Source organism: Microcystis sp. 49638_E5 (assembly GCF_021300285.1).
Lineage (GTDB): Bacteria > Cyanobacteriota > Cyanobacteriia > Cyanobacteriales > Microcystaceae > Microcystis > Microcystis aeruginosa_C.
Genome location: NZ_JAJTDH010000035.1, coordinates 37,980 through 51,109, shown reverse-complemented (window position 1 = coordinate 51,109; position 13,130 = coordinate 37,980). Strand labels below are relative to the sequence as shown.

Genomic DNA, 13,130 nt, shown 5'->3' with positions numbered 1-13,130 from the left:
AAATAATCAGTAAATTGCCTAAAAACTGACATATTCTCCAGAATATGACCCTAGAAACAGCGATTATGACCATAAAATTTCTCTGGCCTTTAGTTTTAGGATTATCTATTGTTATTATTGACAATGGGCAATACCTGAGAGCAGAAACGCTAACTTTGAGCGCCAGTCAACGGCAACAACTGCGATCGCTGGATGCTAAGATTATTTTACCTAACTATATCCCTCCCGGATTTCGGGCCAGCGAGATTAAAATCCTCGCAGAAGAGGGGAATGGATACGCAGTCCTCTTTGAAAATGCCGAGAATAGCTGTTTTTTGGTGGAAGGAATCGAAAACGCCAGGGGCGATGATGGTTTAGAATTAGAGGGAACCCTAGCGCTCAATTCCCCACTATTTGGAGAAGGATACTGGCTCAATTATGGTACACCCAAAGACTCGGAATTAAGGCAACAATTCCCCGAACCCGATTTATATTCCGATTGGATGAAAATGGGAGAATATTTTTATCGTCTCAGTGGGGCATTAATTGCCCGGGAGGAGTATGATTATCCTAATTGCCGTCAAGATATTTCCCCATCGGAAGCAGTTAAAATAATCGAATCTTTTGGAGATAACAATTAAATTGAATTTATCTACAGTCATTTCTGCTCTACAACAAAGAAGCAAGGAGCGGTTAGCTTGGTCTAATTTTTGCTGGTTAGGATTAGTAATAATTTTGGGACTGGTTATTAGGTTAACACAATTAACTAGCAAACCTCCCTGGACGGATGAATTTGCCACTATGGTTTTTAGTGTTGGCAATAATTACCAGATAGTGCCGTTAAATCAGATAATTTCCCTCACCACTTTATTAGCACCTCTCCAGAGCAACCATCAGGCAACTATTGCCGATGTAATTAAATTAGTTATTCAGGAGGACAATCATCCACCTTTATATTTTATTCTCGCCTATCTCTGGAATAAATTATTCTTTGATCGCGGAGAATATGTATCTTTAGAAGGAATGCGATCGCTGGCAGTATTTTGGGGAGTTATTTCGATTCCTGTAATTTATTTTATCAGCAAATTGGTCTTTAAATCTGGCTCTATCGCTTTTCTGTCGGCGATTTTAATGGCGGTTTCTCCCTACGCGGTTTTTATCTCCCAAGAAGCGCGTCATTATACTTTAGCGGTTGTATTTGTCCTCATATCTTTAGGCTGTTTTCTGAGGGCAAGCAGCAAAATTATCGACCATAAGAGAATATCCCATACTTTGGTTTTTTTCTGGTTAATTGTCAACTGTATCGGGTTATTAGTTCACTATTTTTTTAGTTTAACTATCCTCGCGGAAGCGATAACTTTATTATGGATTTTATCCAATCAAATCAAACAAAAAAACTTTTGGATAACTAATTGGTGGCGTTTAAGTTTAGTTTTTTTAGGTAACTTGAGCTTTATTATTATTTGGTTTATCACGTTTGTACCCAAAGATTATGGCAATCAGATGACCAGTTGGATTCAGAGAGACAATGATAGTTTTTCAGCAGTAATTAGCCCCTTTTTTCAATTGCTGGGAACATTAATTACTATGCTTTCTCTGCTCCCCGTCGAATCAGAATCTTTAATAATTATCTTGATTTCTGGGGCAATAATGATCGGTTTTTTTCTCTGGATTATCCCACAATTAAAAACAGCGTGGCTAGACTCCTATAAACCAGAATTAGGCATTCTCTCGGCATTTTTTCTCAGTTCAATTGCTATTTTCTTGGTCATCACCTATCTGCTCTCGATCGATATTACCCGGGGAGCTAGATATAGTTTTGTTTACTTTCCCTCGGTAATTTTAATTCTAGCAATTTTATTAGACAATTGTTGGCAAAGGAAGCAGAAAAAAATCGTAATTATTGTCCTTATCATGGCTTTAGTTAGTTCCCTAAGCGTGACTTTTAATTTAGGCTATCGTAAGTATTATCGGCCAGATAAATTAGTTACCACTATCGAAAATAATAGCCGTTATCCGTTAGTAATTGCCACTAGCTATAGGAGTTTAGTGCAGGTGGGAGAAATGATGGGAATTGCTTGGGAATTTAACCAAAAATTTCCCGATAAAAACCCTAAGTTTCTCTTAGTTAACCCAAAACAAAAGCCAAATTTTAATCTGCCCTCTTCTCCCCCTTTTGAATTATGGCTAATTAATTTCCATTCTTCAATAGATCGAGCGGACTGTCAACTCTCAGAGTTATCCTCCAATTATGTAACGGGTTATGAATATCAAAAGTTTCTCTGTGGGCGATCGATGGAGTATAATAATAAAGTTAAGTAGGGCTATTAACTATGATTATTTGGGTAAATGAACAGATTGACCCCTGCGGTTTAGTACAAGCTTGTATTGCCTGTCAAGATGAACAAGCAGCAAAAGATTGTCATCAAAGTTGGTTAACCAGTCTTACGGACGAACAAAAACAAGCAGGGTGGATAGCAGTTTTAAGAACCGTAGAGTCTTGGGATGATGTACCGGTAAATGCTCTGAAGTTAAGTTATTAACTAACGTCAGTTCGGGATAAGGGTGCAAAGAAAAGGCGGGGGCTAGTAAGCTGAAAAATATATAAACTCAGCACCCCCAACCCATCTATGTCTAGTCTAGAAGCTCTTTTCTGTCCTGTCGACGACGGATGCCGTGTATTTGAACCTAAATTAGAACAGACAAGGCTTTGGCCCGATAATAAAGCTCGTAAACATGGCAAAATCTTGACTTGAAGCGAAATGATGACCATCCTGGAGCATTGTTTTGGTCGTTGCACGGGGATTAGCTTTGTCGATGCCACCAAAATTCAGGTCTGCCATAATCGCCGCATCAGTAGTCATCGGGTGTTTGACAATTTAGCCGCACGGGAAAAACCTCTGTGGAGAGGAGGGGGAATTGCTCAACGTTCACCTTGCTCCAGGCAATGTGGACGACCGTAAACCCGTGAACAAATTGCTACAATCCCTGTTTGGCAAAGTTTTTGCTGACCGAGGTTATACCAATTCTCTAAATGCCAACTACAGATAGAGCATCCAGGATATAACCTCGTCCAACAATTGAAGCAATTACCTCTTTGTTCATTTCTTCGAGTCGTTGACCAATTAACAAACGTAATTCCTCTAAGTCTCTAGGTAGTTTCCATCTCAATCCTTTTTTTAGATATTGCTAAATCTGTTCAATTGGATTAGATTCTGGGTAATGCGGTGGCTGAAACATGAGAATAATGTTGTCAGGTATTTTCAGGTTTTTTGCCTTATGAAACCTGCCATTATCTAACTGTATTATCAAAATACTATCAGCAAAATATTCAGAAACTAATTCTAAAAATATTTAAAAATATTCCTTTTCTTTTAATCTTTTTTCTAAGGCTTTTTCTGCCCACTGAGGAACTTTTCTTGGTCTTCCTGTACTGACTTTTTTAGACAATAATTTTTCCAGTCCCCCTTGACGATATTTTCCTAACCAATCTTGTACAGTGACTCTATTTCTTCCTATCATTTCCGCGGCTTCTGTCACTGTTTTTGCCTTTTTTGTCTTTAACAAGTACAATAATTGTATTCTTTCTTTTCCTGAACCAGTTTTTTCTTTTCTAAGCAGTTCCTTGAGTTCTGCTTAACTTTCAGATATTTCTATCTTATAAACTCCTGCCATATTTTTCCTTTAACTCTACTAATATGATATTCTATCCTATCTGTATTCACATTTTGGAGAATTGGTATAAGATTGAATGTGGGATGTGTGGGGAGTGTTATGACTCGTAAAGTAATTGCCTCAATTACAGAACAGGCTTATATTCTTGAGGTTTTGTCTATCGCCAAAGTTTAGAGAATCGGGACAAAAGTCTTACTCGATAAGCATTTCACGATTCCTTAAGCAAAAACTATTACACAAAGTCGAGAACAGCGGCAATTTACTACTAAAGATAGATATTTAAACGCATAAAACCTGTTATTTATAAGATTATAGCAATTTTCATCAGAAGGAGGCGTAGTCAAGAGGCTTAAGCTCCTTGTTGGCAAAACTTGTCGATACCTCGGTAAGGTAAAAAGAGCTATAAAGCGATGGTCTTATGAAGAATGGCAACATTTTCGGAGTTTCTCGATTTTTGCTTTAAACCAAATATCGAACCATCAACAATTAAACTTAACCCCTCTTAGTGGTGCGGAAAGCTTTTTAAAATCTCTCAAGAGACAACCAATGTCGTCAAAACGAGGGCTGAAACCAATTATCTTCCTAGTATTCAGATGCGCTATATCGAACTATATCGAACAGTGTCTTACTGATAATCTTTTATTGATAATAGTGTTAGGAGTTTTCCGACCACCAAGCTCATCCCCGGGTAAATTGCCATGACAACATGGAAAATTTTGGGTCGTGTTATCGACCGTCAAACTCGTTCCAGTATTTCAGGACTCCGAGTTGAGGCTTGGGATAAAGACTTAATCTATGACGACCTGCTGGGCAGTGCCGTCACGGGGGAAGGCGGAGATTTTCAGATAATGTTCGACGAGTCCTACTTCCGAGAAGTGTTTCTGGATCGGCGGCCGGATATTTTCTTTAAAATCTTTCAAGACAACGAGCTAATCGAGAGTACGGAAGATTCTGTCCTCTGGAATATTGAATCAGGAGAAAATCAAATGGTTATTGAAGCGGATCAATCGATTAGTCACAGACATAAACTCGGCTTGAGCGGCCCGCTCAGAGTCACTTTACCCGTTGAAGTCGCCTATAATCTAGAAGCTTTGCAGGTCAGTATCGCGGAAATTATGGGTCGCGTGGGTTGTAAGCCCTGCTTTTCCGGGGCGGCTTGTACTTTCCTTCACGAGCGGGAATTTATCCTCGATCCCGTGCGGAAAGTCACGCCATTGAATCGGCCAATCCCGGAACTTATGGACAGAGACTTGGGTGCGCGGGCCGGTGGGGTGAGCGTAGTGCTAGATGCTGGGATTAGTAACGATATCGAACGGGTGAAGGAAGCGATCGCCCGTATTGTCGCCCGTCTCGGATGTCCCGCATGTCACTCGGGATTCGATATCGCCTTTCGCAACGAGTTAGACCTGATTACCGTTGATAAAAAGTTGAATGTACAAGCATTTGGCAAAATCTAATTCTCGACTTCCGGAAATGGGCGTTGGGATTACCTATTCACCAGAACTAGAGCCTCTTTTAGAACAACGCCCGGAACTTTTTCCTGTCCTAGAAATCGAGCCTCAGACGATGTGGATCGAGACTGGGCAAGCTCCTCGACGCTACCGAACGCTAGAGAAAGTTTTCGAGCGTCTCGCTGGGCTTCCGGGAAAAAAGCTCGTCCATAGCGTCGGGATTCCCGTCGGCGGGACAGTTCGCCCCGATCGAGGGCAGTTAGAACTGTTGCGGCAGACGATCAACCGTCTCGGTTCGCCTTGGATGAGCGAGCATCTTAGCTTTAACGCGACCCCGGAATTCCACACGGGCTTTTTCTTGCCTCCCCTCCAAACACTAGAAGGAGTCGAGACCGCCGTTCGATCGATCGGGGATCTTCAAACCGCTTTACCCGTGCCGATCGCGGTGGAAACTGGGGTCAATTACCTGCGACCCCGGCCCGGGGAAATGGAAGACGGCGAGTTCGTCGCCCGCGTTATCGAAACTGCCAATTGTGGGCTGTTGTTGGATCTTCATAACCTCTGGGCTAACCAACTCAACGGTCGTCAGTCGCTCGAAGCTTACCTATCCCGACTTCCTCTCGATCGGGTCTGGGAAATTCATCTAGCGGGTGGCATGAAGTTGGGGGGTTTCTGGCTAGACGCTCATTCCGGGGAAATACCCGCTCCCTTATTCGAGTTGGCTAAACGGGTCATTCCCACCTTGCCGAACTTGAAAGCGATTATTTTCGAGATTTTTCCCTCTTTCATTCCCGTTGTCGGCCTGGATTTAGTCCGAGAACAGATAGAACGACTGCACGAACTCTGGGAACTTCGGAAACCCGGCCGCCCCTCCCAAGAAATCTCTTATCCCGTCCCGAAAACGAACGGGGGGGCGATAGGGGGTACTGCCGTTTCCCCGAGTAGATGGGAGTGGCTCTTAGGCAGTTTGGTGATCGGCCGCTCTCTACCGGACGAAATAGCACGAGAACTGACCGCCGACCCCGGAGTCCAAATTATCAACCGCCTGATTCAAGAATTTCGCGCTTCGATGATTGTCAGTGCCATCAGGTTAACTTCCCGTCTGATGATGCTGGCGCTCGGGCCGGACATCTTCCGCGCTATCCTAGCCGATTTTTGGTCGAAAGCCCCGCCCCATCAATTCTCGACCACCGAAGTGGAAGCTTTCGCCGAATACTTGCGCTCTCTCGACCTTCAACTCCCCCAACTGCTAAAAGTTCTGGAGTTCGAGCGGGCTGTTATCGCCACGCTCATCGATGGACAACCGCGTCTCGTTCGCTTCGACATTGACCCATTCCCCTTATTACGCGCTTTAGCCGAAGGGCATTTACCCGATGTACCCAGCCAACCCGGTCAATACGAGATCGAGATCGCGCCCGATGGCCCGGTTGCAGTTAGTGGCGTTGATTTAGATTCCACTCGGTCAACTTTGCCTTTTCACTAAGAGCTGGCGAGAATTCTGGCTCTTCTGGTTTCTGTGTGGAAACGGGGCCTATACTGATAGTTTCTTCAGCAAAATAGCACTAAAAGCTGAAGGGGTGACAACCAAAAAGTGCCGACCTTTGGAGGGATCGGGGGTAAAATTCAGGTACTTTTTCCCTGAAAATTAGGTAACTGACTACCTGAAAATCGGTAAAACCCCACACCCCACACCCCACACCCTGCCCCCACGAAAAACTTTTTCAGCAAACCCTAGGTAAGGCCGATATCGGTTGGAATCTTTCTTAACAAAAAAGTAAAAAACTTAAAAAAAGAGCAAATGATTGATGGGTATAGTTTTGAAAGAAGGAATCGAGGTCGAGGTCATCAAAAAAATGGAGAAATGGGCGGATCGAGAATTACAGTATGCGGGGCGGAGTGGAAAAATCGGAGGGAAGATGCGAACAATGGTTAGGTTATTGACCAAGAAGCACCGACGACCATCTCAGAAAACGGGAATTTGGCTGTCAACTTTGTGGGGATGCCTCTCTCCAGGATTAGCGATCGCAGGAGTTCCCAATGGAACTTGGCTTTCTCAACCTCAAATTCGGTTTCATTCGTCCACTAACACCCTCGGCCAGGTCATGAAAGACATCCAAAGCCAAAACTATAAGGTGGTCTTCCTGGATTTTCGGGGAGTGTCCGATGAGGTACAGAGGCGGGTGAGTCGGGAGGCGCGAGAGTACAGGTTAATGCCGGTGGTCTGGGTTCAGTCGCCCCAGTACCGTTCCCTGAGCGTCGCTGAACTGATCCATGAAGCGCGTCACGGGGATGGGATTCAGGTCGATGACCATTTTTTTGCCCATTATTCGGAGAGGGAGTTCCAATCTCTAGATTATCAGTACCGGAAACCGATTTTTTGCAGTATTCAGCCATTTCAGGCAAATTTAGTCACAGGGGGTCGGTGTAATCAGCTTGACGTTCAATGTTATGCCACCGAAAATTTTCGGAACTGTATCGCCCTGGCCGAAAGACTCGATGCAGTGGTGAGTTTGTCGGAGCAAGATACTTTTAGATATAGAGAGCAACTGGGAGCGCGGCCTTTCAACGTTTTTTTATGGCCTTATAGTTATCTTCCGCCCACAACACAAAATCTCTTTCATGCGGTGTCCGCCTTTTTAAGGGAATGGGGTGGGGAAGGTGACGGTTAGGATTATTCACCCCGAAGCGCGGGCGAAAGCCGTCCCGAAGCGCGGCAAACTAAAATCGAAAATCTAAACCTTCTGGATAGGGGTGAAAGTAGCGATCCCGTCGAGCGCCCGCGACCCCGTTTTCCTGACAACGGGGCTTTGTCGTGATGCCGAACGTGATAATTTAGGTATCGTAAAGCATAATTATCGGCAGGATGGGTTAGACATCTCTTATTTTTAACCTGAGTTTCACATCTGCCAATTTCCCCTCATAACTACCATAAAATGAGAAATTATGACAATATTTCTAAGGATTGCCAGAAAAGAAAGAGCGCCCCGCTGCCGTGCCGATGGCCTATCCTAAAAGAATAATTGACGTCCAAACTTGATTTTTTTGGGTTCCTTCCACCTTTTCTAGTCTTCTATCCATCCCATCGACTTTCTCAGTTAGTTTTGCCTGTCCCACCTCTAGTTTAGTTAGCCGTTCGTCGATTTTGTCAAATTTCTGGTTAAGATTCTTCTGTAGGCTGTCAAATTTCTGGTTAACATCCTTGATGCTGTCTTTTATTTCCTTAAGGATGGATTCAAGACTATAAGTAACGGTTTCGTTAGACATTTTGGTAAAATCCCTGTGAGTAAGTTTTTTTAAGCGATATCCGTTGATAGTACAATAATTTTATCTTAATCCTAAATCTGGTTATTAAAGACTGATTATTTATTGCCACTTTTGCCTATTGCATGAGTGCCTATTCCCTCTCCTGATATGTAGCCTATACTCAACGGATTTAGTATGATTTCCTATTTTTGAGAAAAATATAGATAACCGCCTAGGTCAGAAATGTTGAATCCGTACATAAAACTTTACATACAAGCTGACGAGAACAGGATAGTCATTAAATTCCATAATTGCAAAAATGTTTTAGACAAACTCAATTATAAACAAAGTAATGTAATTGAGAATTTAATTTACCTTATCCTATTTTTAGCCATGAAATATATGATAGCGATGATAGTTTAAAAAATCTAAATCTGGTGAGAAGCGATCAGGAACATTTAAAGTTTTACCGCGATAGTTGATAAAATTTAGTTCTAACGTCTCACTACCTTGATCCTGAGCCTTTTTTTCGATCTCATGGCCAATAATTAATCTTAAATCCTCATCGAAACTAATTAAACCTCGATCGAAAGCAGTATCATGAGTACGAGCTAGGCACAGGCCATTATGAGGGTTTAAACGCTGTTCAGGAAATTGACTCCAGGGTAATATATGACTAGCTGTTAATAACAGAGGAATGGGATTTCCTGTAATACAGCAACGATAGTTATATAGGGCTAAAATTGTCTTTCTAAAAAAGTTTTGTCCGATTCTAACTTTTCTGATTGCCTCGGTTTCTGTTTTGATCTTTTCCGAAAAATCAAGTCTAGTAAAATCCTCTTGCTGTTCGTTGATAACTCCTAAAATAATGTGTAATTTTTCCTGACTTTACAGTTTAAAAAAGTCTCTAACAAAATCTACTAACTCTGATAAGGGACTAATAAAATCTTGGGATTTTTGTCTATTTAAATCCGTCTCTTTTTCATTATCTAATTTTTTGGCCAAAAATGCTTTATCAAAAAATTTTAACATTCCTCGTTGTTGAGGATTGTTAATTTCGTTGTAAAAATTAACTGTAACAAAACAGATAAGAGGAATTTCTGGAACATTATAGTTAATGCCGTATTTTTCCTTAATTTTAGAACCATGATCATTAGCTATTTCTAACAAAAGTTTCCATTTATAGGTTTGCGATGCTCTTTCTCGCAAAGAAGTTTTTAACGATAAAATTATACATTTAGGATAGGGTATTTCTTGATTATTACCATCACTTATATTTGCAGAAGTATGGTAAGAATAAATGATCAAATCACAATCTGGTTTTTGTTGTTCTCCATCACCCAATTTAATAGTGGATATATTTTCAAATCCTCGAACAGCAGATTTTTTATTAGTTATATAAATACGTTGATCAATATTCTTGATCTCCTTATTTTTGAGAAAAATATAGATAACCGCATAGGGAAATATGTTTCCTACCACAGCTTTGGCAGTTTGTTTTTCATCTTTTATCAATCCCTGAAGCTTTCTTTGTTTAATAATTTTTTCTACTTCATCTTTTGAGCCTTGAATAACTTCATAGAGATAATTGAAAGCATTTTGATATATCTCTACATCTTGAATTGCTAAAATAGCGTCTATTTTCGAGATCACCGGTTGCATATAATAAGCATTCTTAATTGTCTCGATTAATTCATTTTCCTGAACATTAAAGCTATAGATATCACTCATAAATCTTTAGGACTAAAAAACTAGGGCAAGTTCTAATTGTTTGATAATTGGATTTTTGCGAGATGAATCAAGCAAATTTTTCTGATCTAAAATAGGATTATTCAGACTTAGCAATATCTCCCTTCCTATTGCCTCTACTACAGGAGGTACAACCGCATTACCAAACTGTTTATAAGCTTGATTATCAGATACAGGAATAATGAATTTTTCAGGAAATCCCATCAATCTTGCACATTCTCTTGGTGTTAGACGACGGGGATTTTTTCCCTGTTGAGGGATCAAAATTTCGGAACCATCTTTATAATATCTAGCACTCAAAGTTCTGGCAATTCCCTCTAAATTAACCAATCCATAACCGAAACCATTCCCTTTTTCTTTATGTTTATCAGCATACTTCTGTAAGTAATCCCAGAGATGATCTGTTAAAGTATATTTACTATCAACTTCCCCTTCAAGAATATCTTTAATTTTAGGATGAATATCTGGTATTTCTGGAAACATAAATCGGCTAGGTTTCTCAAACCCCACTATAAAAATTCTTTTTCTGTTCTGGGGAACAAGAGAACGAGCATCTATGACCTGATAATAAATATGATAATTTAAATCCTCTGATAGGGTATTTCTAATCACTTCAAATGTTTTACCCTTGTCATGACTCTGTAAATTTTTGACATTTTCTAAAATGAATGCTTTCGGTCTTTTTTCTCGAATAATTCTGACAACCTCGAAAAAAAGTGTTCCTTGAGTGGGATGATCAAATCCATGGCGAGTACCTAACGCATTGTGTTTAGTTACTCCAGCTATGCTAAAAGGCTGACAGGGAAACCCAGCCGTCAATATATCATGATCTGGTATTGTTAAAGCGGGAATTAAAGTAATATCTCCTTCGGGACTATCGTTAAAATTGGCTTCGTAGGTTTTTCGAGAAAATTTATTCCACTCCGATGAAAAAACACACTGACAACCCAGATTTTCAAAAGCTATTCTAAAGCCTCCAATGCCGGCAAATAAATCGATAAATTTGACCATTTTACCTTAATATTTTCCTAGGGATGATATTCCCTGATTATAACCAACAAGATATATAAAGTACAAGTGAATTAACCACCTTAATCCTGTTTTAATTGTTAAGATAGATACGACTGATTTTCCTAGCAGCCCAAAATAATTCAGTCGCACCTTTTTGACATTCAAATCAAATCGGGAAAAACTTCGCGCACTGCTGGATGAATTAACCTATAATTGGCGACATTTAACCCCTTAGCGAGGGAAACATCTTGATCCAAGGCTTTTAACCCATGGTCGGCTAATTTAATAACGTAGGGTAGGGTACTATTATTTAAAGCTTGGGTTGCCGTCCAGGGGACTGCTCCTGGCATATTAGGCACTCCATAATGTACTACTCCCGACTCCAGGTAAGTCGGTTGACTGTGGGAAGTGGCCCGCAGGGTTTCCACGCAGCCCCCTTGGTCCACTGCCACATCGACAATTACAGAACCAGGGTTCATTTTGGCGACTAAAGAGCGAGAAACCAGCGTAGGCGCTCGTTTTCCTAAGACTAGCACTGCCCCAATCAATAAATCGGCCTTAGGAACCACATTTTCTAATTGTGCCGAGCTACTATAAAGCAATTCTACCCTGGAACCGAATAAAGTCTCTAAATAGGCCAAGCGCTCGACGTTAATATCTAAAATAGTTACTTTTGCCCCCATACCGATGGCAATTCTGGCCGCTTCCGTACCCACCACACCACCGCCAAGGATAACCACTTGTCCAGGACTCACCCCGGGGAAACCCCCCAGTAAAACTCCCCTACCTCCCTGTTGTTTTTCCAGATAGCGGGCCCCAAATTGTACCGAAAGACGACCGGCAATAACACTCATGGGAGTTAAGAGAGGCAAGCGACCATCGGCAAGCTCGACCGTTTCATAAGCGATCGCAGTTGTTCCCGACTCGATTAATGCTTCCGTTAAATAGCGCTCGGCCGCTAGGTGTAAATAGGTGAAAAGGAGAGCTTCCTTGTTTAAAAAACCGTATTCTGCCTTAAGCGGCTCTTTTACCTTAACAACTAGCGATTTATCCCAAACTTGTGCCGCTTTTTCCACAATTTTGGCCCCAGCTTTTTGGTAATCCTCATTGCTGAATCCAGCACCCAATCCGGCGGCCGTTTCCACAAATACCCTATGACCGCGATCATTGAGTACACGCACACTACTAGGACTCAAACCGACGCGAAACTCCTGATCTTTAATCTCTTTGGGAACACCTATTTCCATAGTTTGCTTCTGGGGGACTATTTCTAACTAGGGTATGCTGAAAAAGTTTTTCGGTGGGGGTAGGGTGTGGGGTGTGGGGTGTGGGGTTTTAGCCATTTTCAGGGGAAAAGTCCCTGAATTTTCCCCCGGATCACTCCAAAGGCCAGTACTTATCGGACAATGTTTTTAGATTTATTCAGCCAACCCTATAGTTGCGAGTTATCGGGCATACTATTGGGGAATTCTAGAAACTTTTTTGGTATTCTTCTAGCAAATCGATTAAATCTATCTGACATTTGCTGGGTAACAAATCCGCTAGAGAAACTTGCAGATGACCTCCTCCGAGGGTGACTTTAATCTCCCGCAGGATAGACATGACTGCATTCTCGCTTAAGCTGTTGTTTTCGAGCAAAGGGAAGACTTTTTCGGCAACGACGCTGTGTAAATGTGCTTCCCGGAGATAGAGATGCCATTTAGCCACGTCAATGTAGATATTGTCGCCGATTTGGGCCGCCAGATTTTCGATGTCCTGAGTTGTGTTAGCCATGGGATGTTACCGAGTAGTTAGCGATCGCCGCTATATAAATCAAATGTCCCACCAATAGAATAGCCCAAATTCCCGTGAACAGATTTAACCAAGTCCAATCGGAGAATTTAATGATATGAAAAAACCACAACCCTGAATTAATCGCTAAAAAAGCCGCTACATGAACGGCGAAATTCATGCGATCATCTAAACGTCGGAAAGCGGGATCGTTTTTGCGATCGGGTTGACGGGGCCAACGAGGAGGCATAA

15 protein-coding genes and 1 pseudogene are annotated in these 13,130 nt (G+C 41.6%); 7 read left to right on the top strand and 9 right to left on the bottom strand.

Annotated features, from left to right (window positions below):
- Positions 1-44: 44 nt before the first annotated feature.
- From LW728_RS11815 to LW728_RS23210, 4 genes and pseudogenes are all read left to right on the top strand, one after another.
- Positions 45-620, top strand: coding sequence for a hypothetical protein (locus tag LW728_RS11815; protein ID WP_002801817.1), 576 nt, complete (start codon positions 45-47; stop codon positions 618-620).
- 1 nt (position 621) lies between these two features.
- Positions 622-2,301: a glycosyltransferase family 39 protein gene (locus LW728_RS11810; RefSeq protein WP_287766757.1), complete on the top strand. Its 1,680-nt coding sequence runs from the start codon at positions 622-624 to the stop codon at positions 2,299-2,301.
- Positions 2,302-2,312: 11 nt separating this feature from the next.
- Positions 2,313-2,522 carry a hypothetical protein gene (locus LW728_RS11805; RefSeq protein WP_002801820.1) on the top strand — a complete coding sequence of 70 codons (210 nt, stop codon included), beginning with the start codon at positions 2,313-2,315 and terminating at the stop codon, positions 2,520-2,522.
- Between the two features lie 87 nt (positions 2,523-2,609).
- Positions 2,610-3,006, top strand: a pseudogene (locus LW728_RS23210) (transposase); the annotation flags it as partial.
- A gap of 3 nt (positions 3,007-3,009) precedes the next feature.
- Here the strand turns inward: LW728_RS23210 and LW728_RS11790 are convergent.
- Together LW728_RS11790 and LW728_RS11785 are read right to left on the bottom strand one after the other, a co-directional pair.
- The gene (locus tag LW728_RS11790) at positions 3,010-3,150 is read right to left on the bottom strand and encodes a hypothetical protein (protein WP_157404754.1); all 141 of its coding nucleotides are present in this window, start codon (positions 3,148-3,150) and stop codon (positions 3,010-3,012) included.
- 183 nt (positions 3,151-3,333) lie between these two features.
- Positions 3,334-3,561 (bottom strand): helix-turn-helix domain-containing protein, encoded by a 228-nt coding sequence (locus LW728_RS11785; RefSeq protein WP_287670653.1) that lies wholly within the window; start codon positions 3,559-3,561, stop codon positions 3,334-3,336.
- A gap of 791 nt (positions 3,562-4,352) precedes the next feature.
- Between LW728_RS11785 and LW728_RS11780 the strand changes: the two genes are divergently transcribed.
- From LW728_RS11780 to LW728_RS11770, 3 genes are all read left to right on the top strand, one after another.
- Positions 4,353-5,111, top strand: a complete 759-nt coding sequence (locus LW728_RS11780) for a transthyretin-like family protein (RefSeq protein ID WP_287766755.1) — start codon at positions 4,353-4,355, stop codon at positions 5,109-5,111.
- A 16-nt stretch (positions 5,112-5,127) separates the two neighbouring features.
- Complete coding sequence (locus LW728_RS11775) at positions 5,128-6,588, top strand: MbnB/TglH/ChrH family RiPP precursor modification enzyme (protein ID WP_002801828.1); 1,461 nt, start codon at positions 5,128-5,130, stop codon at positions 6,586-6,588.
- 322 nt (positions 6,589-6,910) lie between these two features.
- On the top strand, positions 6,911-7,774 hold the full coding sequence (locus tag LW728_RS11770) for a hypothetical protein (RefSeq protein WP_287766754.1): 864 nt from the start codon (positions 6,911-6,913) through the stop codon (positions 7,772-7,774).
- A gap of 334 nt (positions 7,775-8,108) precedes the next feature.
- Here the strand turns inward: LW728_RS11770 and LW728_RS11765 are convergent, their stop codons facing one another.
- The 7 genes from LW728_RS11765 to LW728_RS11735 all read right to left on the bottom strand — a co-directional run bounded on the left by LW728_RS11765 (position 8,109) and on the right by LW728_RS11735 (position 13,128).
- The gene (locus LW728_RS11765; RefSeq protein WP_002801831.1) at positions 8,109-8,369 is read right to left on the bottom strand and encodes a hypothetical protein; all 261 of its coding nucleotides are present in this window, start codon (positions 8,367-8,369) and stop codon (positions 8,109-8,111) included.
- Between the two features lie 366 nt (positions 8,370-8,735).
- Complete coding sequence (locus LW728_RS11760) at positions 8,736-9,062, bottom strand: HNH endonuclease (RefSeq protein WP_287766773.1); 327 nt, start codon at positions 9,060-9,062, stop codon at positions 8,736-8,738.
- A 174-nt stretch (positions 9,063-9,236) separates the two neighbouring features.
- The gene (locus tag LW728_RS11755; protein ID WP_287670645.1) at positions 9,237-10,079 is read right to left on the bottom strand and encodes a BsaWI family type II restriction enzyme; all 843 of its coding nucleotides are present in this window, start codon (positions 10,077-10,079) and stop codon (positions 9,237-9,239) included.
- 12 nt (positions 10,080-10,091) lie between these two features.
- Complete coding sequence (gene dcm, locus LW728_RS11750; RefSeq protein WP_287670647.1) at positions 10,092-11,108, bottom strand: DNA (cytosine-5-)-methyltransferase; 1,017 nt, start codon at positions 11,106-11,108, stop codon at positions 10,092-10,094.
- 161 nt (positions 11,109-11,269) lie between these two features.
- Positions 11,270-12,355: an alanine dehydrogenase gene (ald, locus tag LW728_RS11745; protein ID WP_287766753.1), complete on the bottom strand. Its 1,086-nt coding sequence runs from the start codon at positions 12,353-12,355 to the stop codon at positions 11,270-11,272.
- Positions 12,356-12,578: 223 nt separating this feature from the next.
- Positions 12,579-12,881: a DUF3181 family protein gene (locus LW728_RS11740; RefSeq protein WP_287766752.1), complete on the bottom strand. Its 303-nt coding sequence runs from the start codon at positions 12,879-12,881 to the stop codon at positions 12,579-12,581.
- On the bottom strand, positions 12,874-13,128 hold the full coding sequence (locus LW728_RS11735; RefSeq protein WP_159294608.1) for a hypothetical protein: 255 nt from the start codon (positions 13,126-13,128) through the stop codon (positions 12,874-12,876). Before LW728_RS11735 ends, LW728_RS11740 begins: the two co-directional genes overlap by 8 nt.
- Positions 13,129-13,130: the final 2 nt, after the last annotated feature.